Source organism: Streptomyces rhizosphaerihabitans, from assembly GCF_025399795.1.
Lineage (GTDB): Bacteria > Actinomycetota > Actinomycetes > Streptomycetales > Streptomycetaceae > Streptomyces > Streptomyces rhizosphaerihabitans.
This window is the reverse complement of sequence record NZ_JAODTZ010000018.1, coordinates 134,161-155,002: the sequence shown is the minus strand read 5'-3', so window position 1 is coordinate 155,002 and position 20,842 is coordinate 134,161. Positions and strand designations below refer to the sequence as shown.

26 protein-coding genes are annotated in these 20,842 nt (G+C 71.1%); 14 read left to right on the top strand and 12 right to left on the bottom strand.

The features are described from left to right. Positions 1-413: 413 nt before the first annotated feature. Both N4G66_RS20180 and N4G66_RS20175 read right to left on the bottom strand, forming a co-directional pair. A complete protein-coding gene (locus N4G66_RS20180) occupies positions 414-650 on the bottom strand; it encodes a DUF397 domain-containing protein (RefSeq protein WP_261705516.1) in 237 nt (78 codons plus the stop codon). A gap of 3 nt (positions 651-653) precedes the next feature. Further along, positions 654-1,520, bottom strand: a complete 867-nt coding sequence (locus tag N4G66_RS20175) for a helix-turn-helix domain-containing protein (RefSeq protein ID WP_261705515.1) — start codon at positions 1,518-1,520, stop codon at positions 654-656. A gap of 254 nt (positions 1,521-1,774) precedes the next feature. Here N4G66_RS20175 and N4G66_RS20170 point away from each other — a divergent pair, with 254 nt between their 5' ends. After that, positions 1,775-3,184 (top strand): hypothetical protein, encoded by a 1,410-nt coding sequence (locus N4G66_RS20170; RefSeq protein ID WP_261705514.1) that lies wholly within the window; start codon positions 1,775-1,777, stop codon positions 3,182-3,184. A 73-nt stretch (positions 3,185-3,257) separates the two neighbouring features. Here the strand turns inward: N4G66_RS20170 and N4G66_RS20165 are convergent, their stop codons facing one another. After that, positions 3,258-4,079, bottom strand: coding sequence for an SDR family NAD(P)-dependent oxidoreductase (locus tag N4G66_RS20165; RefSeq protein WP_261705513.1), 822 nt, complete (start codon positions 4,077-4,079; stop codon positions 3,258-3,260). A 144-nt stretch (positions 4,080-4,223) separates the two neighbouring features. Here N4G66_RS20165 and N4G66_RS20160 point away from each other — a divergent pair, with 144 nt between their 5' ends. From N4G66_RS20160 to N4G66_RS20145, 4 genes are all read left to right on the top strand, one after another. Next, a complete protein-coding gene (locus N4G66_RS20160; protein WP_261705512.1) occupies positions 4,224-5,015 on the top strand; it encodes an ATP-binding protein in 792 nt (263 codons plus the stop codon). After that, entirely contained in the window at positions 5,012-5,584 is a 573-nt protein-coding gene (locus tag N4G66_RS20155) for a DUF6624 domain-containing protein (RefSeq protein WP_391858838.1), read from the top strand. Before N4G66_RS20160 ends, N4G66_RS20155 begins: the two co-directional genes overlap by 4 nt. A gap of 190 nt (positions 5,585-5,774) precedes the next feature. Continuing rightward, positions 5,775-6,290, top strand: coding sequence for a hypothetical protein (locus N4G66_RS20150; RefSeq protein ID WP_261705511.1), 516 nt, complete (start codon positions 5,775-5,777; stop codon positions 6,288-6,290). A gap of 205 nt (positions 6,291-6,495) precedes the next feature. Further along, a complete protein-coding gene (locus N4G66_RS20145; protein WP_261705510.1) occupies positions 6,496-7,332 on the top strand; it encodes a hypothetical protein in 837 nt (278 codons plus the stop codon). A 40-nt stretch (positions 7,333-7,372) separates the two neighbouring features. On the opposite strand, the gene N4G66_RS20140 is transcribed toward N4G66_RS20145, so the two are convergent. Next, positions 7,373-7,915: a hypothetical protein gene (locus N4G66_RS20140; RefSeq protein WP_261705509.1), complete on the bottom strand. Its 543-nt coding sequence runs from the start codon at positions 7,913-7,915 to the stop codon at positions 7,373-7,375. A gap of 587 nt (positions 7,916-8,502) precedes the next feature. Between N4G66_RS20140 and N4G66_RS20135 the strand changes: the two genes are divergently transcribed. Next, positions 8,503-9,153, top strand: a complete 651-nt coding sequence (locus N4G66_RS20135; protein ID WP_261705508.1) for a DUF4360 domain-containing protein — start codon at positions 8,503-8,505, stop codon at positions 9,151-9,153. An 89-nt stretch (positions 9,154-9,242) separates the two neighbouring features. On the opposite strand, the gene N4G66_RS20130 is transcribed toward N4G66_RS20135, so the two are convergent. After that, positions 9,243-9,449, bottom strand: coding sequence for a hypothetical protein (locus N4G66_RS20130; RefSeq protein WP_261705507.1), 207 nt, complete (start codon positions 9,447-9,449; stop codon positions 9,243-9,245). A gap of 197 nt (positions 9,450-9,646) precedes the next feature. Between N4G66_RS20130 and N4G66_RS20125 the strand changes: the two genes are divergently transcribed. The 5 genes from N4G66_RS20125 (at position 9,647) to N4G66_RS20105 (ending at position 14,487) form a co-directional block, all read left to right on the top strand. After that, complete coding sequence (locus tag N4G66_RS20125; protein ID WP_261705506.1) at positions 9,647-9,883, top strand: chaplin; 237 nt, start codon at positions 9,647-9,649, stop codon at positions 9,881-9,883. A 489-nt stretch (positions 9,884-10,372) separates the two neighbouring features. After that, positions 10,373-11,254, top strand: a complete 882-nt coding sequence (locus N4G66_RS20120) for a hypothetical protein (RefSeq protein WP_261705505.1) — start codon at positions 10,373-10,375, stop codon at positions 11,252-11,254. Positions 11,255-11,383: 129 nt separating this feature from the next. Further along, complete coding sequence (locus N4G66_RS20115) at positions 11,384-11,635, top strand: hypothetical protein (protein ID WP_261705504.1); 252 nt, start codon at positions 11,384-11,386, stop codon at positions 11,633-11,635. A gap of 11 nt (positions 11,636-11,646) precedes the next feature. Beyond that, complete coding sequence (locus N4G66_RS20110; protein ID WP_261705503.1) at positions 11,647-12,843, top strand: SPFH domain-containing protein; 1,197 nt, start codon at positions 11,647-11,649, stop codon at positions 12,841-12,843. Positions 12,844-13,020: 177 nt separating this feature from the next. Continuing rightward, positions 13,021-14,487: an FAD-binding protein gene (locus tag N4G66_RS20105; protein ID WP_261705502.1), complete on the top strand. Its 1,467-nt coding sequence runs from the start codon at positions 13,021-13,023 to the stop codon at positions 14,485-14,487. Positions 14,488-14,540: 53 nt separating this feature from the next. On the opposite strand, the gene N4G66_RS20100 is transcribed toward N4G66_RS20105, so the two are convergent. The 3 genes from N4G66_RS20100 to N4G66_RS20090 form a co-directional block, all read right to left on the bottom strand. Beyond that, positions 14,541-15,488, bottom strand: coding sequence for a TauD/TfdA dioxygenase family protein (locus N4G66_RS20100; protein WP_261705501.1), 948 nt, complete (start codon positions 15,486-15,488; stop codon positions 14,541-14,543). A 341-nt stretch (positions 15,489-15,829) separates the two neighbouring features. Then, a complete protein-coding gene (locus tag N4G66_RS20095) occupies positions 15,830-16,297 on the bottom strand; it encodes a peroxiredoxin (RefSeq protein WP_315903662.1) in 468 nt (155 codons plus the stop codon). Further along, positions 16,294-16,674: a DoxX family protein gene (locus N4G66_RS20090; protein WP_261705500.1), complete on the bottom strand. Its 381-nt coding sequence runs from the start codon at positions 16,672-16,674 to the stop codon at positions 16,294-16,296. The genes N4G66_RS20095 and N4G66_RS20090 overlap by 4 nt, the downstream gene beginning before the upstream one ends. A 472-nt stretch (positions 16,675-17,146) precedes the next feature. Between N4G66_RS20090 and N4G66_RS20085 the strand changes: the two genes are divergently transcribed. Both N4G66_RS20085 and N4G66_RS20080 read left to right on the top strand, forming a co-directional pair. Beyond that, positions 17,147-17,332 (top strand): CsbD family protein, encoded by a 186-nt coding sequence (locus tag N4G66_RS20085; protein WP_261705499.1) that lies wholly within the window; start codon positions 17,147-17,149, stop codon positions 17,330-17,332. Between the two features lie 81 nt (positions 17,333-17,413). Next, entirely contained in the window at positions 17,414-17,869 is a 456-nt protein-coding gene (locus tag N4G66_RS20080) for an ATP-binding protein (RefSeq protein WP_261705498.1), read from the top strand. Between the two features lie 181 nt (positions 17,870-18,050). Here N4G66_RS20080 and N4G66_RS20075 read toward each other — a convergent pair whose 3' ends face one another. The 4 genes from N4G66_RS20075 to N4G66_RS20060 form a co-directional block, all read right to left on the bottom strand. Continuing rightward, a complete protein-coding gene (locus N4G66_RS20075; RefSeq protein WP_261705497.1) occupies positions 18,051-18,515 on the bottom strand; it encodes a hypothetical protein in 465 nt (154 codons plus the stop codon). 38 nt (positions 18,516-18,553) lie between these two features. Further along, positions 18,554-18,859, bottom strand: coding sequence for a hypothetical protein (locus tag N4G66_RS20070; RefSeq protein WP_261705496.1), 306 nt, complete (start codon positions 18,857-18,859; stop codon positions 18,554-18,556). Positions 18,860-18,998: 139 nt separating this feature from the next. After that, positions 18,999-19,433, bottom strand: a complete 435-nt coding sequence (locus tag N4G66_RS20065; protein WP_261705495.1) for an ATP-binding protein — start codon at positions 19,431-19,433, stop codon at positions 18,999-19,001. 113 nt (positions 19,434-19,546) lie between these two features. Then, on the bottom strand, positions 19,547-19,813 hold the full coding sequence (locus tag N4G66_RS20060; protein WP_261705494.1) for a WhiB family transcriptional regulator: 267 nt from the start codon (positions 19,811-19,813) through the stop codon (positions 19,547-19,549). 263 nt (positions 19,814-20,076) lie between these two features. Here N4G66_RS20060 and N4G66_RS20055 point away from each other — a divergent pair, with 263 nt between their 5' ends. Next, positions 20,077-20,781 carry a GAF and ANTAR domain-containing protein gene (locus N4G66_RS20055; RefSeq protein ID WP_261705493.1) on the top strand — a complete coding sequence of 235 codons (705 nt, stop codon included), beginning with the start codon at positions 20,077-20,079 and terminating at the stop codon, positions 20,779-20,781. Positions 20,782-20,842: the final 61 nt, after the last annotated feature.

The window sequence follows — 20,842 nt, the reverse complement described above, 5'->3', positions numbered from 1 at the left end:
AGTCGAGCGCCTGGATCCAGGTCACCCGGGAGCGCCCGCGGCGCAGGGGCCCGTAGACCAGCTCGTGGACGAGACCGCCGTCGACGGCCAACCGGCCCGGAGCGGACAGGAGTTCGCGGTAAGGCTGGGTGGGGTCCACATGATGGAGGTGCCCGTGCAGGGGGCGGATCAGGAAGTGATGCCGGGCCAGCTCGGCGAGCAGGGCGCCCCTGTCGAGACCGTCGGGACCCTCGACGACAAGAGTCCGGCACCGCGTGAGGGCCTGGTGGAGGATCATGCCCGTACCCACTCCCTCCGGGACGACCGGCCTGTCCAGTGTGGGGGGACAACCCGCACGGCGGGAGTGTGCGTGCGGGTTGTCCGGTTGCGGGGGCGTAGTTGCGGCCTCGCGGGAGGTGCGGCGCGGGTTCCGCTCAGGCGATCAGGAAGTCGGCCTGTCCGGACTTGGCGCCCTCGATGAACGCGGCCATCTCGTCGCGGGAACAGATCAGCGCGGGCCCCTCGGGGTCCTGTGACTGGCGCAGGGCGACGCTCCCGTCGGGAAGCCGCTTGGCCTCGACGCAACTTCCGCCGTTGGTGCCGCTCCAGGGCTTGTGCCAGCCCTCGGTTCCCAGATCGACCGCGGACATGCCGTTGTGCACGGATCCCATGGATCACAACTCCTTACGCAGTTCGCCCAGGATGGCCCTGGTCCGAGCGACCGGCTCCGCCTGTACGGACATCCGGTCCAGTACTTCGAGATAGCTGACGACGTCGTCGGGCCGGTCGACGTAGACCGCGCCGACCAGGCTCTCCGTGTAGACGATGTCGGGGAGTTCGGAGAAGCCGAAGCGGAAGTGGTGGAACGGGCCGAACGCGCCCGGATGGGCGCCCGCGCCGAAGGGCATGATCTGGATCCGGACCTTCGGCATGTCCAGGACCTCGGTCAGCCGGTCGAACTGGGCCCGCATCACCTCGGGCCCGCCCACCGGCCGGCGCAGCACCGTCTCGTCCAGGATCGCCCAGACGGCCGGGGCCTCCGACTTGGCGAGCAGGTCCTGACGCTTCATCCGCAGGGCGACGCGGCGGGCGATGTCCGCCTCCGGCTCGTTGGGGAAACCGACGCGCATCAGCGCGGTGGCGTAGTCGTGGGTCTGCAACAGGCCCGGAACGTAGTGGGGTTCGTAGAGACGGATGACGCTGGCTTCGCTCTCCAGGCTCACGTAGGCGCTGAACCACTCCGGCAGTACGTCGCGGTACTTGTACCACCAGCCCGGCTGGTTGGCCTCCCTGGCCAGGGCGAGGAAGTCGTCGATCTCCGCCGCCGGGACCCCGTAGGTACGGAGCAACTCCCTTACGTACGGGATGCGGAGCCCGACCTCGGCCTTCTCGATCCTGCGGACCGTCAGAGCCGTGACCTCGATGGCACGTGCCGCCTCCTCGAAGGAGACTCCCGCCTGTTCCCGCAGCTGTCGCAGCCGTTTCCCGAGAACCATCCGCAGGACGGTCGGCGCGCTGCCGCCGGAGCGGTTCTCGCTCACGTCCTACCTCCCGGGAACGGCCGTCTCGGCGTGCAGTGTGCCACGCGGTCGATGACAGTGACAGAGCGATGCGAATCGTTCTGAAATTATCAGAACGTCGGTTGCACGGGCAGTGGGCGGGCCACCATAGTGATCGGGTGACCTGTCGCACATTCGGCGACGATCACGCTCAACTGTGCTCGTTCGTACCGGAATTGAAGTCTCGGCAGGTATGGGTCGGAGCGCAGCCGCACGCGGATGTGAGGCGATACGGGATGGCCACCGTGACCGAGGGACAGGCGAAGAACGCCGGTAGGACCGCCGGGGGCAACCGGGTGCTGGGGGCCGCTCTCAAGGAAGCGGGCTGCTCCTACGCCTCCCTCGCCCTGCGGGTCAATGAACTGGGGCGCCGCCAGGGCACGGACTCCCACTACGACAAGGCGTCCGTAACGCGTTGGCTCCAGGGTCAGCAACCGCGGGGAACTACACCGGAGTTGATCGCCACCGTTCTGTCCGAGCGGCTCGGCCGCGCCGTATCGCCGGCGGACCTCGGTTTCCACTCCGATCCCCAGCGCCCGGTCGCGAGCAGGGCGCTCGTCTACGGCGAGGACGTGGCGGAGACCCTGCACACGCTGGCGGAACTGGGCTCCACCGATATCTCCCGCCGTAGTCTCCTGGGCTCGGTTCCCTTCGTCGCGGCGGCCCTGACGAACCCTCAACGCGAGTGGCTGCTCTGGCTGTTGGAGCACCAGGACACGGTCTCCCCGACCCTGCCGGTGAGCGGCGGACCGGTCGAGCAGGTGCACGCGATGATCGCCGTGTTCGACCAGATGGACAACCACTACGGTGGCGGCGGGGTCCGCACCAGCATCGTGCACTATCTGTCCACCGAGGTCGTCCCCATGCTCCAGCAGCGCGGGACACCGTCCCGACAGCGGCGCAGGCTGTACGCGGCCGCCGCGCGCCTCGCCGCGATGGCCGGCTGGAGCTCGTACGACGCGGGGGAGTACGGCCTCGCCCAGCGCTACATGACACAGGGCCTGCGTCTGTGTGCCGAGGGCCGCGACCGGGTGCTGGGCGGCCAGATACTCGCGGGGCTCTCCCACCTCGCCACCAACCTCGGCCGCCCCGACGAGGGGGTGGCGCTCGCCCGCGCCGGAATCGTCACGGCACAGGGGGCGGGCAGCCCCCTCGGCCTGATGCGGCTGTACGCCATGTCGGCGCGCGGACACGCCGCGCAGGCCCGCCCGGACGACGCCTCCGAGGCGCTGCGGCTGGCGGAGCAGCAGCTGGCGGCGAGCAAGGGGGCCGAGCAGGAGTCGGAGTGGGTCCGTTATCTGGACCATCACTACCTCCAGGCCGAGTCCGCCCTGTGCTTCCGCGACCTGGGGCTCGCCCGCCAGGCCGAGCGGACGGCGAGCGAGTCGCTGGGCTCGGGCGCCGACCGGCGCAGGCGCCAGGCCATCAGCCGCTCGGTCCTGGCGACCGCGCACCTCCAGCAGGACCGCCTGGACGAGGCGGTCGGCACCGCGACACTGGCACTCGAGACCCTCGGCGCCGTCCACAGCGAACGCTCCGTCCAGGCCCTGCGTGACTTCCGCAGGCGCCTCGAACCCCGCCGCGGCGAACCCGTCGTGCAGGAGTTTGAACGCCGCTCCCGCGGGGTCCTCGGGGCGGCGGCATGAGCGGCGGGCAGGTCACCGACGGACCGGGCGCGATGTCATGACCGCGAGCGGTGCCGCCGAACCCCCGAGGGGCTCAGTACCCCTCGGGGGAGGGGGCGTTCTGGGCGCGGTCGACCGGGAGGTGCGCGCCGGAGATCCCGCTCGACCAGTCCGACAGCAGGAACGCCACGACCCGGGCGACCTCCTGCGGCGCCACCGGGGCACCGCCCGGCAGCTCCGCAGCCACGAAGCGGGCGAACGCCTCGGGATCCTCCCGGCGCATCCGGTCCCAGCGCCTGCCGGGGATCAGCATCGAACCGGGGGAGACCGCGTTCACCCGGATCCCGTCCGGACCGAGCTCGCGGGCCAGCGACGAGGCCAGCTGTATCTGCGCGGACTTCGCGACCGAGTACTGCGCGGGCGGTCCCGGCTTCCAGCCGGAGATCGAGGAGATCACCACGACGGAGCCGCCGCCCGCGGCCCGCAGATGCGGGACCGCGGCCCGCACCAGCCGGGTCGCGTGACCGACGTTCACCGCCCAGGTCGCCGCCCAGTCCTCCGCGTTCGCCTGCTCGAAGCCGCCGCCGCGAGATCCGCCCGTGCAGGCCACCACACCGTCCAGGCCGCCGAAGAGCTCCGCCGTGTCCTCGACGAACCCTTCCAGCTCCTCGGGCGCCGTGACGTCGAGCGGCCGGGTGAACAGTCCGGGGCCCAGCGAAGCGGCCAGCGTCTCCAGACCCCGCGCGGTGCGCGCACACGTGGCCACCCGCACGCCCTCGGCGGACAGCAGTCGCACGATCTGCTCGCCGAGTCCTCGCGTACCGCCGGTGACCAGCACCCGCTTGTCACACAGGCCGGCTCGGCCGGTGCCACCGTCAAGGGACACCGTCGCCCGGCCCCCGCTCCCGTTCCTCACAAGATCGAACATACATCCCACGCCACTACGCGCTTGCAACCGGACAACCCGAATACCCCCTGGTCGCCGAGGCAGTCCGACGTGTTGGCTGCACGGGCAGCCGCCGAGACGACCTCCCCCCGGGCTGCACCCGAAGGAGGACCGATGACGGCATCCAGGGCGCCGCGCCGCGGGCCGTCGGCTTCACCGGCCCCCGACATCCGGGCTCTGGAGCACGAGACACGGGCATCGGAACAGGGGGTGCACCCGACGGAAGACCACGCGCTCCATGCCCGCCCCACGGAAGAGGCGGAGCCCGCCGCACAGGCAGCGCCGACGCCGTCCGGGACCCCAGCCTCTCCCGCACCCTCCATGCCGTCCGCACAGTCCGCGCCCTCCATGCCGTCCGCGGCCTCCGTCGGTTCCGGGCCGGCGGGCGCCCCGGCCGTTTCCGCGGGATCCACGCCGTCCGCGGCCTCCGGCCTCCCCGTGGTTCCCGTGCCCTCCGGGGCCGCGGTGCCCAGGAACACCCCTTCCAGCCCGGTACGAGGGGCGCACCTCCTGCGGACCACCGTCCCGGCGCATCCCTCGCGGGCGCCCGGTGTGCGGGCGATGGTCTCCGCGTACCTCACCCGCCTGCGGATACCGCCCGAGCGCGCCGACGACGCGGTGCTCGCGACCGGTGAACTCTTCACCAACGCCCTCAGACACGGCAGCCCGGACCGCGGCGACACCATCACCGTCATCGTCGAGTGCGACCCGCGCGAGCTGCGCGTGTCGGTCGCCGACCGCTCGTCCGCCCTGCCCGCGGCGCGTACGGCGGGCGGAGCCGAGGAGTCGGGACGCGGACTGGCGATCATCGCCGCGCTGGCCGACGACTGGGGCATCGCGCCGGCCGACCCGGGCCTCACGGGGAAGAAGGTGTGGTTCTCGATGGTGCTTCAGGGGGCGCCGTGAAGGTCGTCCCGGGGCACCCGGCCGGGGACGCCGAGGCGCGCCCCGGGGGCGGCGGCGCCGCACCGATGGTCCCTGGGCTCGCCAGGGCCCTCGCGGAGGAGCTCGTGCGCAGGGCCGACGAGGAGCGGAGCCTGATGCGCCAGGCGCGCGACGGTCCCGCCGGGTCGTGGCGGGACGCCCTCGTGACGTGCCGCGCGGGCAATGCCCAAGCGCTCGGGACGATCGTCCGGCGGCACGGCTGGCCGACCACCGACCAGGTCGGCACCCCCGCCTCGACAGCGGCCCTGATGATCCTGCTGCACGCCCCGGACCTCGCCCTGCAGCTCGGCTGCCGGGACCTGATCGCCCAGGCCGCGGCCGACGGACGCTGCCCCGCCCTGCACCACGCCTTTATCGCCGACCACTGCGCCGTCGAACTGGGTCTGCCGCAGTACTACGGCACCCGCGTCGATCCCGTCACCCTGCGCCCGTATCCCGTACGTCGGCCGGGGACCGTCGACGAACGGCGCCGCGATGTCGGCCTGGGCCCGCTCGACGAACAGCTGAGGCGCCTGCGCGAGGGCGCGTGAGGCGTCCGGGAAACGTGATGTGTAGCACGCACGTAAATGCCTCTCACCGGCCTCGTGGAAAGGTTCTGGCTGGGTACGGCTTGATCGCCGATCAAGAAAGGGGAAATCGCTGGCCACGGCATGTTCGGTGCATTTGACACTTCGTTGAGGGCACAGATAGGAACAACTCTCTGAAGTGGAGAGGTGAACTGTGCGCGAGCCGAACGTGGTCGGGGACTGGCAGGAGTACGACGAGCAGGCCGGCCTGCGTGTTCGCGTCCATGGCGTGGAAAAGGCGGAGCCCCCGAAGGGGCGCGACGACGCCGCCGAGGAACTCACCTACTTCAGATTCCGGGTGACCGTCGAGAACCGCGCCACCGAGCATTTCGGCATCCACCTCGAAGACGGGCAGATCGATATCCGCGTCGGCGCCGACGGTGAGAGCGCCTTCCTCGACTGGCGGAACTGCCAGTTCATCGAGGGCTTCGACATCTATCCCCTGCGCCGGGCCACCGCGGTCCTCTTCGCCGCCGGCCCCGAAGCCGTCCTGCACCGTATGGACATCCAGATCCAGCTGAAGGTCGACGACGAGTGGACCGAGCGCCACCTCTGGGCGGGCGGCATCGAGAACGACACGGCCGTCGACGCGGGCGCGCGTCCCGACACGGTCCGGGACAGCCTCGCCGGTCAGGTCAGCAACTTCCTGAGGCGCGAGGCGGAGTCCTGAGCGCACCGACCTCGCGCGGCGAGACCAGCCGGTCCAGCCGGCCGGTCCGAGCACACCGAACCGAGCCGGCCTGCCTGAGCAAGCCTGCCTGAACCCGCGGTCCGAGCACGGCCGAGCACGGGGTCCGTCCTCCCCACGGAAACCACCCGAAGGGTGACGGGGCGGGCGAACGCCGGTTTTCGCCGCGGCGGGCTAAGGTCGCCAGGTGAGTCGAACCGAAGCGCGCTCCGAGGGGGCGGGTCCGTTCACGACCCGGCTGACCTGGCGTCTCATGGACGGGCGCACCGCGGTCTGGGAATCGCGGCTGGCCCGCAAACGCGGCTTGCTCACCGTGAGCGCCCCGGGTGAGCCGGAGGCCCGTCCCAAGCGGGCGGACACCGTGTCGATCGGCCGGCTGCGCCGGCTGAACGCCATCGCCGCGGCCGCGTTCACACTCGGTGGGTTCCTGTTCGCCCTCGGGGCCGGGGTCGCCCAGTTCGGCCCGGGCGGCGCGACCGGCGCCTGGATCTACTTCGCGGGCGGCCTGTTCTTCAACACCGGGGGCTACGCCTCACTGCTCCAGGCGGTGAACGCTCCCCGCCGGGACAGCGAGTCCGGTTCGCTGACCGGGCGGCGCTGGAGATGGTGGAGCTACGAGCCCGGCCGGATCGACTGGCTCAGTACCTTCCTGCTGTTCGTGGGAACGCTCGTGTTCGGCGTCAACCTGCTGGACTCGCTGCTGCAGGGACTCTCGGTCCAGCAGACGGACCGGCTGATCTGGGCCCCCGACATGGTCGGGTGCGTCCTGTTCCTGGTCTCCGGCCATCTCGCGCTGGTGGAGGTCTGCCACGGGCGTCCGCGCGTCCTCGCCGGCGACGTCGGATGGTGGATCGTCGCGGTCAACCAGTTCGGATCCGTGCTTTTCCTCGTCTCGGCGCTGGCTGCCTTCACCCGCCCGGAGACCGGAAGCCTCGTGAACGTCGACATCGCCAACTGGGGCACCCTCGTGGGAGCGCTGTGCTTCTCGGCCGGAGGCGTGATCCAGTTCTTCGAGCGGCCCTGAGGGGTACCGCGGGACGCGCGGACCCTGCTCCGGCGCTCGGCTAGCGCTCGCCCGCCGGGTTGCCCTCCACCCACTGGATGAGCAGCTGCCGTACGTACGGATTTCCCTCCTGGGCGGCGTGCGCCAACCGCTCCGCGCTCGCCCGTGCCGCCCGCCAGCCCGCCGGGGTGTCCTCGGCGTTGGCGTGGTCCGCGGCGGCCAGCGCGTCGGCCGCGAGGAGACGCAGTTCCTCGGAGAGATCGTCGTCCGCGGCGGACCGGTACGCCTCCAGGCGCAGGGCCGCCAGGTCCGCCGGTGAGGGGGCGGGCTGTGCGGGCGGCTGGGCGTAGCCGCTCACCGCTATGACCACGCAGAAGGTGGCGACGTCCCGTCGGCTCTCCGACTGGCCCTTGGCGATGGCGGGCGCGAGCCAGGTGGGGGCCCGCCAGTGCGAGACCGCCGTGGCGAGGGTGAGGGCAACGGTCAGCAGCGCGAAGGGAATCCAGCCACCGAAGAACCAGCCGATCGGCCCGAGTACGAGGAAGCAGACGGCACTGCTCATCCATATCCGACGGCGGCCGAGTCTCAGGTGTCGTGGATCCATGTGCCTCAGTGTCGCAGGGGCGTCCGGGGCGCGCTGAGGGGGCGGGCGATTCGCGCGGCCCCGTCGCCTTTCGGCCCGCCTGAGGGTCGCCCCGTAGTCGAGGGCCGGCGGATGTGTGTGCGTGCCATGGGACGGCCGGGCCGGGGCACGTCACACGGTCCGTCACGCGGCGGGGGCAGGGGGCGCCCGGGCGCCCGCCCCGCGCCGCGGTGGCGGGCACGCACCGTGACGGCCGCCGGGGGGCCGGTGCGTCCGCGGGCCCGGCCGTGGGTGGCGAGAAGCGCGGTGAACGGGCCTCGTGACCGTGGAGGCAGGTGTGAACGGCGCATATCGAATGGCCGGAGATGGCCCTGTCCACCCCGACCCCCCGTACGTACGCTTTCGTCACTCCCGGTCTTCACAGCTCCTTCACAGCCGGGAAAGGGCTGCGCAGGTGTATTTGTCATGTGCATGCTCAAATGAGTCACGCTTGATCCAACGCACTGGTCCGCGACGGTTCCCCGTTCCCTCGGGGGGCCGCACCCCCCATTTCGCGGCGCGCAGCCGCGTGCTGCCGCCGGAACACCGACGCAACGGATTGGAGCACCATGGCTGGTGGGCTGCTTCTGGGTGGCGCGATCGCCACCCTGTTCGCCACGGCACTTCCCCTCTCGAGCCCGTCCTCCGGGATAGCCGACCCGCCCCCGGACAAGATCGTCATCGCTGTCGCCACGGTCAACGGCTCCGGCTGTCCCCAGGGAACGGCCGCTGTCGCCGTCTCTCCGGACAACACCGCCTTCACGGTGACCTACAGCGACTACCTCGCCCAGGTCGGCGGCAACGCCGACCCCACCGCGTTCCGTAAGAACTGCCAGCTCAATCTGATCGTCCACGTCCCGCAGGGCTTCACCTACGCCATCGCCAGCGCGGACTACCGCGGCTTCGCCTCGCTCCAGGCGGGCGCCACCAGTACGGAGAAGGCCTCGTACTACTTCCAGGGATCCTCGAACACGGCCTCCATCACCCACCCGTTCCGCGGCCCGTACGGCGACGACTGGCAGACCACGGACACCACGGACTGGGCCCAACTGGTCTGGGCGCCCTGTGGTGTTCAGCGCAACTTCAACATCAACACCGAGCTCCGCGTCAACGCGGGCACCTCGACGCCCGGCAGTTCCAGCTTCATGACCATGGACTCGACGGACGGTGACATCAGCACCGTCTACCACCTGGCCTGGAAGGAGTGCCCGGCCGCCTGATCCGCCGGTCCACGCGCAGGTCCTCGGCCGGCTCCACCGCATCGGAGCCGGCCGAGCCGACCCGGGGCGTCGTCCTGCGGGCAGGGTCCTCAAGGCAGCAACTTGTCGACCGCCGCGGAGCCTTCCTCCTGGAGCTTGCGCTCGGCCCAGGCGAGGTTCTGCGGTGTGACGTCGCGACCCGCGGCGAGTACCAGGTCCTCGGCCGTCACCGGGCCCTCGGTCCCGGTGTGCAGCAGCGAGTCGGGGGTCGCCCTGTCGTCGGAGGGCGTGGACGCGTCGGGCTGGCTGGTTGGCATGGTTTCTCCCTGTTCCACCGGATCTGTTCTCACGCTACGGGCATTCCGTACGCCCCGCGCGACGCACCCGGTGTCGGGCACGGCCCACGGCGGTCGCGACGGGCGAACCCTCGTTCGGCTGCGCTGGAATGTCGGCAACCGTTCGCGGAGGTGATCGTGGAGGAGCTCGCACCCCTGCGAATGAACGGAGCTTTGGAATGCGTATTCGTCTGATGGCCGCTGCCGGACTTGCCGGTGTGGCCCTGCTGGCCACTGCCGGGACCGCCGCCGCCGATGGCCCCGGCCCGGTGGGCGTCGCGGTGGGCAGTCCCGGACTGCTGTCCGGCAATGTCGTCCAGATCCCCATCGACGTCGACGCGAACGTCTGCGGCAACACGGTCAACGTGGTGGGTCTGCTGAACCCGGCGGCCGGAAACTTCTGCGCGAACGGCTGACGATCGGGTCCGCCGGTCGGGCAGGCGCTGCCCGGCCGGCGAGCCCGGCCCGAGCCCGGCGGCTCACTCACCCTCCCGAGTGAGCCGCCGGGCTCGCGTGCGTTTCGGGGGTGCGGCCGACGGGAGTCCCGGAAAGAAGGCCCATGACTGGCGACGCGTGAGGGTGTCCGCGGCGCGCTGAGGAGGGGAGGGGAGGGGAGGGGAGAGGTGCGGAGAGGTGCAGGCCCCGGGTTCGTGCCGACGAGAGCGCCGGCGGTTGATGCCGGGGGCGCCGATGCCGAGCTCGGCATCGGCGGTGATTGGGCGGGTGACGGGGTGACGGGGGGCGCCGGTTGAGTGTGGCGGTGTGGTTTCTTCCCGTCGCGGGGCGGGTTGACGGCTCCTGGACGAGGAGTCGATGCCCGGCGTCCATTCATTGGTCTGTACATGACCATCGGGGCGGGCCAGACTGTGCGCCGACCAGTCACCCCCCATCGAGGAGCACATTTCATGCGCATGCCCGCACGGCAACGTTGTCACGCGGTCCTGGCCGGTCTCGTCACCCTCACCACCGCCGCCGTCCTGTCCGTTGCCACCGGCGCGCCCGCCTCGGCCGCCGACACCTGGAACGAGGTGGGCTCCGACCGTGCCGACCCGCTGACCGAGAGCCAGGGCCTGACCTCAGTCGAGGTCCCGGCCGGCAGCCCCAACCACTACACGGGCATCGGCACGATCCCCACCGGTGTGAGCAGCCGCGGCTGGAACCACATCGGCGACCCGGACGCCTCCTACAACGGCTACTACATCGAGCCGTACCAGAGCGACTCCGGCAGCTCGAAGATGTTCCGCGTGCAGGCGCCGGGCGGCGCCTGGTCGGAGTACGTCCACACGCTGAGCGCCGGCGAGGCGCTGAACAACTCCTTCGTCACCATCGCGCCGAGCGGTTCGTGGATGGTGTCCGGCGAGTACGGCACGATGAACCGGCTCCTGGTGTTCCCGACCCCCGGCGTCAACCCGGCCACTTCGCCCTCCGTCAACCTTCCGCAGGCGTCCACCATCAACCTCGACCACGCAGTACGGGACGTACAGGGCTGCGACTTCGTCACGGCGACCCAGTTGCTGTGCTCGTCCGACGACCCCGCCGGCACGCTCTTCGGCATGACCAAGCCGCTGCTCCAGATCGACCTGTCGGGCGAGCCGAACGGCACGGCCGATGTCTCCGGACACGTCACCGCGCTGCGCCGGCTCCCGCTGCGCAGCTCCTGCTCGGGCACCTTCGAGGTGGAGGGCATCGACTACGACCGCCGCTCCGCCACCCTGCGCGTGATCGTGGTGTCACCGGGTTTCTGCGTGCTGACCGACAGCAAGACCTATCGCTTCACCAAGAGTTGAGCCCACACTCCTTGTAAGGCCCGGGCGCGTACCCCACCGAGGGGCTGTTGACGACGGGGGGCGTACGCGCCCGGAAAGGGCCGGGTCTAAGGTCAGAGGCAGATTCAGAGTGATGGGGGGTGGCCGGCTGTGGTGGAGGACGAAGCCGTGATCGGCTGCACGGGGGAACTGCTCATCGGCACCCGGGGATCCGCCGGTCCCGGCGAGATCCTGGTGCGAGTGAGAGGCGGATCCGAGACCTTCCATGCCTGGTCTCGGGAGCCCCTGCCGAAGGGGGCGACCGTGCTGGTCATCGAATCCAGGGGATGCCGTGAGGTCGACGTCATCGAATGGGTCGATCCGCTGGACGCGCTGGACGGCGACGCCGTCGGCGCCGGTTGAGAAGGAGAAGCATGTTCGGTTATCGCGTACCCGCTCCCGATGAGGCGATGTTGATCTCGGGTGGCAGGCGGGGACTGGGGGGCGCGCCGTTCCGAGTGGTGACGGGGCACGGCAAGTTCGTGCTGCCCGTCTTCCGTAAGACCCGCTTCCTGACGCTGTCCATGTGCGAGGCGGAGGTCACCGAGACCTGCGTCACCAAGCAGGGCATCTCGCTGCACGTCCGCGCCGTGATCGCGTTCAAGGTCGGCAACGACACCGAGAGCATCATCAACGCGGGGCAGCGGTTCCTGTCCGACCAGGACCAGATGTCGATCCTGACGGGCCGGATCTTCGCGGGCCATCTGCGTTCCATCATCGGTTCGATGACGGTCGAGGAGATCGTCACCGAGCGGCAGAAGCTCGCCGCCGAGGTCCTCGACACCTCGAAGCTGGAGATGGCGAAGATCGGCCTGATCGTCGACTCGCTCCAGATCCAGTCGATCGACGACGGCGACACCGGCTACATCGACGCGATGTCCGCGCCGCACAAGGCGGCCATCCAGCGCCAGGCCCAGATCGCCCAGGCGCAGGCCACGCAGGCATCCGTCGAGGCGCAGCAGGTGGCGGCGCGCAACCAGGCCGAGTACGCCCGGCAGACGGCCATCGTTCAGGCGGAGTACTCGGCCGAGGTGGACCGGGCGCAGGCGCAGGCCGCCCAGGCGGGCCCGCTCGCCCAGGCCCACGCCCAGCAGGAGGTCCTCGCCGCGCAGACCGAACTCGCCCAGCGCGCGGCCCAGTTGCGCCAGCAGCAACTGGTCGCCGAGATCGTCAGGCCGGCCGAGGCCGAGGCCGAGCGGATCAAGGTGCTCGCCATCGCCGATGCCGAGCGCATGAAGATCCAGGCCGAGGCGGCGGCTTCGCACGACCGGGTCGCGCTCGACCGGATGCTGATCGACCAGCTCCCGCTCATCGTCAAGGAGGCGGCGGGCGGTCTCGCCGGCGCGAACGTCAACGTCCTCAACGGCGCTGACGGCCTCGGCGAGATAGCGGCCGGCCTGGTCGCGCAGGGCCTGACCATCCTCGACTCGGTCCGCCAGAACCTGGGTGGACAGAACTCCGAGAACCGTGCCGCGAAGGCGAACGCCCCGCTCGAACTCCAGGGGTACAGCCGCACGCCGGACAACGGTGTCGAGGGGGACGAGCCGAAGGGCTCCGCGTCGGCGAGCTGACCCGATTTCCTGGTTCCCGCTGCGTCCGCCGTCCCTTCCGGGGCGGCGGACGCAGCCGTTTTCCGACGGCGCTGGCGCACCAACACCCCCGTTCGCATCAAAGGGCCCGGATGTCTCTCAAGTCCCTTACAATCTGCCCCAGTTGATCGTTTGACGCGGCCGCCCCAGGAGGAGCGCATGCCCCGGACACCCTCGCGACGTACCGCACTGCAGGGACTCGCCGCCGCAGGCGCCGCGGTCGTCGGGTTCGATCCCTTCACCCGGAGCTGGGCGGCCACCACCACCGACCGGCCGCTCGTCGGCCTCCCGCGGCTGGACGGGAGCGTGCACACCGACGACGCCTCGCTCGCCGCGGACGCCGACGACTTCGGACACATCGTCCACCGGCGTCCGGTCGCCGTGCTGCGGCCGGGCTCGGTCCACGACATCGTCGCGATGGTCCGCTTCTGCAACGAGCACGGCGTGTCCGTCGCACCGCGCGGTCAGGGGCACGCCACGCAGGGGCAGGCGCAGGTCGACGGCGGCCTGGTCATCGAGACCACGCCGCTCGCGTCCATCGGTCCGGTCGGTCCCGGGAGCACGACGGTCACCGTCGGCGCGGGTGCCAGGTGGAGCGAGGTCGCCCGGGCCACCCTGGCGCACGGACTCACCCCGCCCACCTTCACCGACTACCTCGAACTCTCCGTCGGCGGCACCCTGTCGGTCGGCGGCATCGGCGGCCAGACCCACCAGCAGGGCGCCCAGGTCGACAACGTGACGGAACTCCAGGTCGTCACCGGCGCGGGCCACCTGGTCCGCTGCTCCCCGACCCACCACCGCGACCTGTTCCTCGCCGTGCTCGCCGGACTCGGCCAGTGCGCGGTCATCGTCGGCGCGACCCTGCGCCTGGTCCCCGCGCCCGAGACCGTACGCCACTACCTGCTTCCGTACGACGACCTGCGCACCTTCCTCGACGACCAGCGACTGCTCGTCGAGGAGGGCCGCTTCGACTACGTCGAGGGCCAGGTGACCGCCGACCCCGCCGGTGCGTTCAACGGCTATGTCCTCGAAGCCGTCGCCTACGGGCCGCCCGCCGGTCCCGCCCCCGACGACACCACGCTGCTGCGCGGACTGCGGCACGACCCCGCGGGCGCGCAGACCAGCGACCTCGGCTACTACGACTTCCTCGACCGGCTCGCGGCCGGAGTCGCCGCGCTCAAGGAAGCTGGTCTGTGGGCCTTCGCCCACCCCTGGCTGAACCTGCTGCTGCCGGGCCGTTCGGCGGCCACGCTGGCCGCGTCCCTGCTGGAGGACCTCACCCCGGCCGACCTCGGCCCCGGCGTCGTCCTCCTGTACCCGGTGCTGCGCGAGAGCCTGCACACCCCGCTGCTCCGCACTCCCGAGGACCCGGTGTCCTACCTGCTGGCCGTCCTGCGCACGACCCCGCCCGACGACACCGCGACCGTCGACCGTCTCCTCGCCGCCAACCGGGCCGCCTACGACACCGTCCACGCGGCGGGCGGCACCCACTACCCGGTCGGTTCGGTCCCCTTCGACGCGGCGGACTGGCGCGAGCACTTCGGCCCCGCCTACCGGAGACTGGCCGCCGCCCGGCACACGTACGACCCGCGCGGAATCCTGGTCCCGGGGCAGGGCATCTTCTGACGCCCCGGATCGAACCGGCTTGAAGACCCTTGCTCCCGCCGCACGGCCCGGGCTCACCAGCGCCCGGGCTCGCTGCCCACGATCGGCACCGACGGCTTCCCGTCCACCCCCTGAGGGACATCACCGGCCAGCATCACCCGGTGCATGACCCGGGGGTGGTCGACATGGGCGGTGTCGCTCGGCGCCAGATGGATGGTGGCCCGGTTGTCCCAGAACGCCACGCTGCCCGGATCCCACCGGAAGCGGACCGTGTACTCGGGCCGGGTCGCCTGCTCCAGCAGCATGTCCAGGAGCGCCCGGCTCTCCGGCCGGGACACCTGGAGAATCTGCTCGACGTAGTAGCCGTTGACGAACAGCACCCGCTCGCCCGTCTCCGGGTGCACCCGCACCAGCGGGTGGTCGGTGGCGATCTGACGGTCCAGCAGGTGACGTACGTACGCGTCGTCGCCCGGCCGGGTCTGGTACCCGACCCCCAGCCGGTGCTCGGCGCGCAGCCCGTCGGCGAAGGCACGCACGGGAGCCGACAGGCCCGCGTAGGCGACGGCCAGGTTCGACCAGGTCGTGTCGCCCCCGTACGGCGGCACGGTCTCGGCGCGCAGGATCGTCGCGGCCGGCGGATCGACCCGCGCGCCGTGGTCGCAGTGCCACCCGCGCAGCAGCGAGTGGCGGCGTCTGCGCAGCCACTCCTCGTGGTCCATGCCGTACCGCCCGCCCAGCTCAAGACGGTCGGCCGTCGTCTCGACCTCGGGGAAGCCCCCGGGCGACGCGCTGCCCCTGGAGGGGAGGCGGACCGGTGTCCCGAACCGGCGCGCGAAGGCGACGTGCGAGGCGTGGTCGAGCCGTTGGCCGCGGAAGAACACCACCTTCCAGCGCAGCACCGCCGCCCGGATCGCGGCGACGGTCTCGTCCGTCAGCGGCTCCGCCAGGTCGACTCCCGTGATCTCGGCGCCGATGTGTCCGGCCGCCGGCCTCACTTCGAGACGTGTGACCTGGTCCGTCATGGGGCCTCCGTGGATCGTGCCGTGAGCTCGTCGGTGTCCAGCATGACCGCCGGCCCGTGCCTCCGACAGGCCGCCGCACGGGGAGGGCGGACACCGCACGGGGAGGGCGGACACCGCGCGGGAGGGCGGACACCGCGCACGGGAGGTGCACGGCTCGCACGGGGTGTGTCCCGTTTCGCGCACTTGCTGTGCCGCACTCCCTTTTGGCGGGCCCGGCCGGTGTCGAGAATGAGGCGAAGTGAACGGGGCCCGCCCTCCATCCGCATAGGGGCGGGCCCTGTTTACCTCGACGCGGCCGCCTGCGACCGTGCCCCGGACGTCTCGGTCCGGTGTGGGACGCCTCAGTCCCGGTGCTCGCGCAGGGCGGCGAGAGCGCGGTCGGCGTGGACGCTCATGCGCAGTTCGCTGCGGACCACCTCAAGGACGGTGCGGTCCTGCGCGATGACGAAGGTGACCCGCTTCGTGGGGGCCAGTGTGAAGCCGCGCTTCACTCCGAACCGCTCCCGCACGGTGCCTTCCACATCGGAGAGCAGCGGGAAGCCGAGCGTGTGACGGTCGGCGAACTCCTGCTGCCGGTCGACCGCGTCACCGCTGATCCCGACCGGCCGCGCACCGGCGGCCGTGAACTCGGTGGCCAGATCGCGGAAGTGGCAGGCCTCGGCGGTGCAGCCGCTGGTGAGGGCGGCGGGATAGAAGAACAACACCACAGGACCGTCGGACAGCAGTTCGGACAGGCTCCGGTCCGTTCCGGTCTCGTCCGGCAGTGTGAAGTCCTCGACCTGGTCGCCGACGTTCAGCTGAGATGTCATGACTGTCCCTTTCCGGACCGAGCGACTCCGCGGGCCCACAGGACGAGCGGCACCTGGAGCGGGAGCCGCGCCAGAGCCGCCGCCTTGAGCGGCGCGGGACGATGACGCCAGTCCACGGCCATCTGGACATTGGCGGGGAAGACACCGACGAAGAAGGCGGCGGTGGCCAGTGCGGCCGCCCGGCGCGTGCGGGGGAGCGCCACTCCGGCCGCCAGGGCGAGTTCGGCGACACCGCTCGCGTACGTCCAGGTCCGCGGTGCTCCCGGGAGGGCGCGCGGGATGGTGGCGTCGAACTGCCGTGGTACGGCGAAGTGGGCGACGCCCGCGGTGGCCAAAAGGCCTGCGAGCAGCAGGGGCGATCGTTCGGACCGTGGCACGGTTCCTCCTCCGGGGGCCTGCCGCGGATATTACTGGAGGGTAAGTGCCCGTGATACGGGTGGGACGCCTCGATTGCGTGCCGTTCAGGGGTGTGGGCGGAGGCTGCCGGAGGACCGAACGCCCGTACCGGGAGAAGGTCGGCGTCTCGCCGCTGCCGGTCGCCCGCACCGCGATCCGGTCGGTCACCGGACGAGGTCCGTGCGCGATCCGCTCGGTCACCGGAGGCGGTCCGGAGGCGGTCCGGAAGCGACCCGGAGGTGATCCGGTCGGCCACCGGACGAGGTCCGGGTCCGCCTCGAGGAACGGGAAGGCCTTCGAAAACCGCTCGCGGGGCCGGCCCGGGCAAGAGGTGGGATTTCGGCCCGTCGGGCGAAGTCCGGGGAATACGTGAACGTCCGGGTTTGGGGATCCGATTCACGGTCAGCCGTAGAACTGAATCGCATTTGTCGAGCAGTGAGGACGCGGACTGCGATGGCGGAGGACGAGAAGGCCCGCGCCCGGACGGAACAGGTGAAGGGCAAGGCCAAGGAGACCGTCGGACGCGCGGTCGGCAATGAGCGGATGACGGCCGAGGGCAGGGTCGAGCAGTCCGAGGGCGACGCCCGACAGGCCAAGGAAAAGGCCAAGGACGCGGCCAAGGACGTATTCCGGCACTGAAGACGGCCGATTCCGCAGGGCCCGTCGCGGGATTTCGCGGCGGGCCCTGCCGAATTCCGGGCCTCGGAGGAGGAGCGAAGAATGTGCGGCCAGGACAAGAGGTCCGCCACCGGCGCGGTGGCCGTTTCGCGGCAGGTGGTCTCGACGGGGCCCGGAAGTCCCGCCGATGTACGACAGGCGGTCAGGCACGCCCTCGCGGGGCGGTCCGGCAGCCGCACGCGGGACGATGACGACTCCGTCGGTGACGCACTGCTCGTCGCCTCCGAACTGGTCACCAACGCAATGCTGCACGGCGGCGGCGTCACCGCGTTCGAGGTGACGCCGACCGAGCGGGAGGTGCACGTGTCCGTGAGCGACCGAAGTGATCAACTGCCCGTGCCCGTGCGGCAGATCGACGATGCCGGACGCCTGCGGATCGGTGGTCACGGGTGGATGATCGTCTGCACCCTCGCCAGCGATGTCGTCATCTCGAACCTGCGGACCGGAGGCAAGCGCATCACGGCCGTGGTACCGCTCTCGACCGGAGCTGGGCGCTGACCGCGCGGAGCCGGCTCCTCCGACGTCCAGGAGGGAGCCTGGAGTTCGACGTCCAGGGACGTCCGAGAGCACGGCGCGATCACGGCGCCCCTCCGCTGCCGCGATCGCGTTTCCGGTTCCGTTCCCCGTCCCGTGCCTGTGAACGGCCCGCCCCCGCGAGCACCCGTTCGTCAGCCGGGACTCACGCCGTCAGGGCGTCCCGGGACGCGCTCGGGGTCGTCGTGGCGGCGGCCCGCGCCGCGGCCTGGACCGAATACGTGGTCTTCGCGGGGTCGACGAGAGGGTCTCCGAGAACGATCCGGCCCGCCGCGTGCAGCGCGTCGCACTCACCGGTGGGCAGGGCCACATAGCAACCGCCGCGCCCGGTGGAGGTGTCCAGGGGAAGCCAGTAGCCGTACCGGCGGCGGCCGTTCGCGTGCACGGTGAGGCGGACGGGGAACCGTCGCTGTGTGATCAGACGCAGGACCTCGGCGCCTTCGGCACTGAGCGGGGTGTGGGTGCGGGGAAGCGGCCGCAGTACGGTCACCGGCCGCCCGGCGGGGCTCGCGGCACGGCGGTGCGAGGTCGGCGTCATGTGCATGCGGCCTTTCGACGGACGGATCGGATCACGCATCGCGGGGGCGGTGACGTTCGGGCTGATGATCATTGTTGCGCAGGGCACTGACATTGGGGGCGGGTTTGTGTTCAGCGGCGTTGCGCCGGTGCCTGAGCGCGGTGGGTCCGGGCGGCGAGCCGGCCCTGGACGAAGGGATCCGCGGCAGGGTCGTACACCCCGGCGTGGTCGGCCAGGGTGTCGGTGATCCGTTCCCACTCCTCCGCCTCCGCCCGTGCGTCGAGCGCGGGCCGGCCGGTGGGCGAACGGTCCTCGGCCGCCTTCCGGGCGTCGTCGAGGGCCGCCTTCGCCTGGTGATGGTTCATCCCGGTGGCGGCTTGGCACACCCGCTCCCAAGCAGTGTGTTCCCGCTCGGACGGTTCGGTTTCGGGACTCAATGCTCCACCTCGATCGTGCGACGGGACCGCTTGCCTCGTCGGACCCGGGTGCCCCCGGCAGGCGCGACGACACCTCTGCGTGCGTCACCTGTGCGTGCGTCACCAGGGCGTCGGCGAGCGGGCGCGGCGGAGCGTTTCGTCACCAGGGCAGGAACACGTGGATGTCCTTGCCGTCGGGCCGCACGATCACGCTCACCTGGTCGCAGAGCGCGTGGATGAGGTGCCAGCCGATGCCGCCCCCGCCCTGGGAGGGGCGGAAGCGGCGTGGCGCGGGCCGGGTGGTGCTGCTGTCGCGAAGCGTCACGTGCACACCGTCGAAGGTGGGACGCATCCGCAGCTCGAAGGGACCGGGCGCGTACTGGACCGTGTTCGCGGCCAGCTCGGTGACCACCAGAAGGATGTCGTCCCAGTGCTCGGCCGCCGAGGGCGGTGACGTTCGCGCGAGGGCGCGCAGATAACCGTCCGCGGCCAGCCGCGCGTCGGTCACGTTGCGCAGCTGCCCGCCGAACGCGCTGGTGAGGGCCCGGATCTCCTCGTACGACGGCTTCTTGTTCCGACTCGGATCGATTTCCATCGCGCCCTTCGTTCGGATCTCGTCGGCGGAATGGCTCTCGCCGCGTCGCGACCCGGTCACCTGGATCCGCGCCCGGCCCCCTGGCGAGGGTCCGGTTCTGCCCGCCGTTCCGCCTACGCCGGGGTGTCCTGGGAGCGGGAGCGACTGCGGGAGCGGCGGCGCGCCAGGGCTCGCCGTTCGGCCTCGCTGGTACCGCCCCAGACACCGACGCTCTGGCCCGTGTCCAGGGCCCAGCGCAGGCACTCGTCGCGGACCGGGCAGCCGGCGCAGACTGCCTTCGCCTCCTGGATCTGCAGCAAGGCGGGGCCCGTGCTGCCGATGGGGAAGAACAGATCGGGGTCGACGGTGCGGCACGCCGCGGAATCACGCCAGTTGTCCATAGGAGCCTCCTGTGATCGAAGTGGACGCGTTCGTCGGGTTTCGGTTCCCCCTCGGGTCACCCTTGATCGCCCGGATGAAACGGGCGAGGCGGCAAAGATCCCGTGGATTCCGGATCGGCCGCACGGGGCGAACAAGCCCGGTGGCGGGAAACGGCTCCGCCGCCGGACCGTCGTCCCGCGATCGCCTCGGTGGATGCACCGGGGTGGCAAGATGGAATCCCAGGTGAAGGCCGGTCGGGTTTCGACGAATGAGCGGGTGGCCCATGGCGCAGGAGTCCAGCGAGGTCTGGGAGAAGTTTGCCGTCGCCTTGGCGGACATGGCACGGGACCTGCTGGCCCAGGACTCGGTGCAGGCAACCTTGGACCGGATCGTGGAGCACGCGACGGTACTGATCAACGGGTGCGACGAGGGCGGCATCCTCACGGTCCGCCGGGGCGAGGTCAGCGCGCTGGCCGCCACGAGCGACGTCGTGCGCATGGCGGACCGGATCCAGCAGGACCTGCGGGAGGGGCCGTGCTTCGACGCGGTGACCGAGCGGCAGCAGCTCTACGCCATCGAGGACCTGCGTCGGCCGCACGAGAAGTGGTCCCGCTTCGCCCCCGAACTGAGGAAGCTGGGCATGGGCAGCATGATGGGCTTTCTGCTGTTCACCGACGACGACGAACTCGGCGCCCTCAACGTGTACTCGCACCGTCCGAACATGTTCGACGAGTCGGCTCAGCGGGCCGGCTGGATCCTGGCCTCGCACGCCGCCGTCGCGCTCTCCGCGGCCCGGACGCACCAGCAGCTCGGCCAGGCGCTGGAGACCCGTCACGAGATCGGTGAGGCGATGGGCATTCTCATGGAGCGCCACGGTCTCAGTGAGGAGGACGCCTTCGGCGTGCTGAAGAAGGCCTCCCAGGACCACAACATCAAGCTGCGGGACATCGCCCGCAAGGTCTGCGAGACGGGCGAGCGCCCCACCTGATCCGGCATGCCCACGAGTGACCCCGGCACGCCCCGGCGGTGATGCCCGGTGGGAATCGTCG

What these genes read in the sequence shown, in the direction of transcription:
- N4G66_RS20170 (WP_261705514.1), top strand. Translation starts at nt 1,775, where the DNA reads ATGGCCACCGTGACCGAGGGACAGGCGAAGAACGCCGGTAGGACCGCC.
- N4G66_RS20060 (WP_261705494.1), bottom strand. Translation starts at nt 19,813, where the DNA reads ATGGACAACTGGCGTGATTCCGCGGCGTGCCGCACCGTCGACCCCGAT.
- N4G66_RS20055 (WP_261705493.1), top strand. Translation starts at nt 20,077, where the DNA reads ATGGCGCAGGAGTCCAGCGAGGTCTGGGAGAAGTTTGCCGTCGCCTTG.
- N4G66_RS20100 (WP_261705501.1), bottom strand. Translation starts at nt 15,488, where the DNA reads ATGACGGACCAGGTCACACGTCTCGAAGTGAGGCCGGCGGCCGGACAC.
- N4G66_RS20065 (WP_261705495.1), bottom strand. Translation starts at nt 19,433, where the DNA reads ATGGAAATCGATCCGAGTCGGAACAAGAAGCCGTCGTACGAGGAGATC.
- N4G66_RS20080 (WP_261705498.1), top strand. Translation starts at nt 17,414, where the DNA reads ATGTGCGGCCAGGACAAGAGGTCCGCCACCGGCGCGGTGGCCGTTTCG.
- N4G66_RS20180 (WP_261705516.1), bottom strand. Translation starts at nt 650, where the DNA reads ATGGGATCCGTGCACAACGGCATGTCCGCGGTCGATCTGGGAACCGAG.
- N4G66_RS20110 (WP_261705503.1), top strand. Translation starts at nt 11,647, where the DNA reads ATGTTCGGTTATCGCGTACCCGCTCCCGATGAGGCGATGTTGATCTCG.
- N4G66_RS20105 (WP_261705502.1), top strand. Translation starts at nt 13,021, where the DNA reads ATGCCCCGGACACCCTCGCGACGTACCGCACTGCAGGGACTCGCCGCC.
- N4G66_RS20130 (WP_261705507.1), bottom strand. Translation starts at nt 9,449, where the DNA reads ATGCCAACCAGCCAGCCCGACGCGTCCACGCCCTCCGACGACAGGGCG.
- N4G66_RS20075 (WP_261705497.1), bottom strand. Translation starts at nt 18,515, where the DNA reads ATGATCATCAGCCCGAACGTCACCGCCCCCGCGATGCGTGATCCGATC.
- N4G66_RS20135 (WP_261705508.1), top strand. Translation starts at nt 8,503, where the DNA reads ATGGCTGGTGGGCTGCTTCTGGGTGGCGCGATCGCCACCCTGTTCGCC.
- N4G66_RS20160 (WP_261705512.1), top strand. Translation starts at nt 4,224, where the DNA reads ATGACGGCATCCAGGGCGCCGCGCCGCGGGCCGTCGGCTTCACCGGCC.
- N4G66_RS20120 (WP_261705505.1), top strand. Translation starts at nt 10,373, where the DNA reads ATGCGCATGCCCGCACGGCAACGTTGTCACGCGGTCCTGGCCGGTCTC.
- N4G66_RS20125 (WP_261705506.1), top strand. Translation starts at nt 9,647, where the DNA reads ATGCGTATTCGTCTGATGGCCGCTGCCGGACTTGCCGGTGTGGCCCTG.
- N4G66_RS20085 (WP_261705499.1), top strand. Translation starts at nt 17,147, where the DNA reads ATGGCGGAGGACGAGAAGGCCCGCGCCCGGACGGAACAGGTGAAGGGC.
- N4G66_RS20095 (WP_315903662.1), bottom strand. Translation starts at nt 16,297, where the DNA reads ATGACATCTCAGCTGAACGTCGGCGACCAGGTCGAGGACTTCACACTG.
- N4G66_RS20140 (WP_261705509.1), bottom strand. Translation starts at nt 7,915, where the DNA reads ATGGATCCACGACACCTGAGACTCGGCCGCCGTCGGATATGGATGAGC.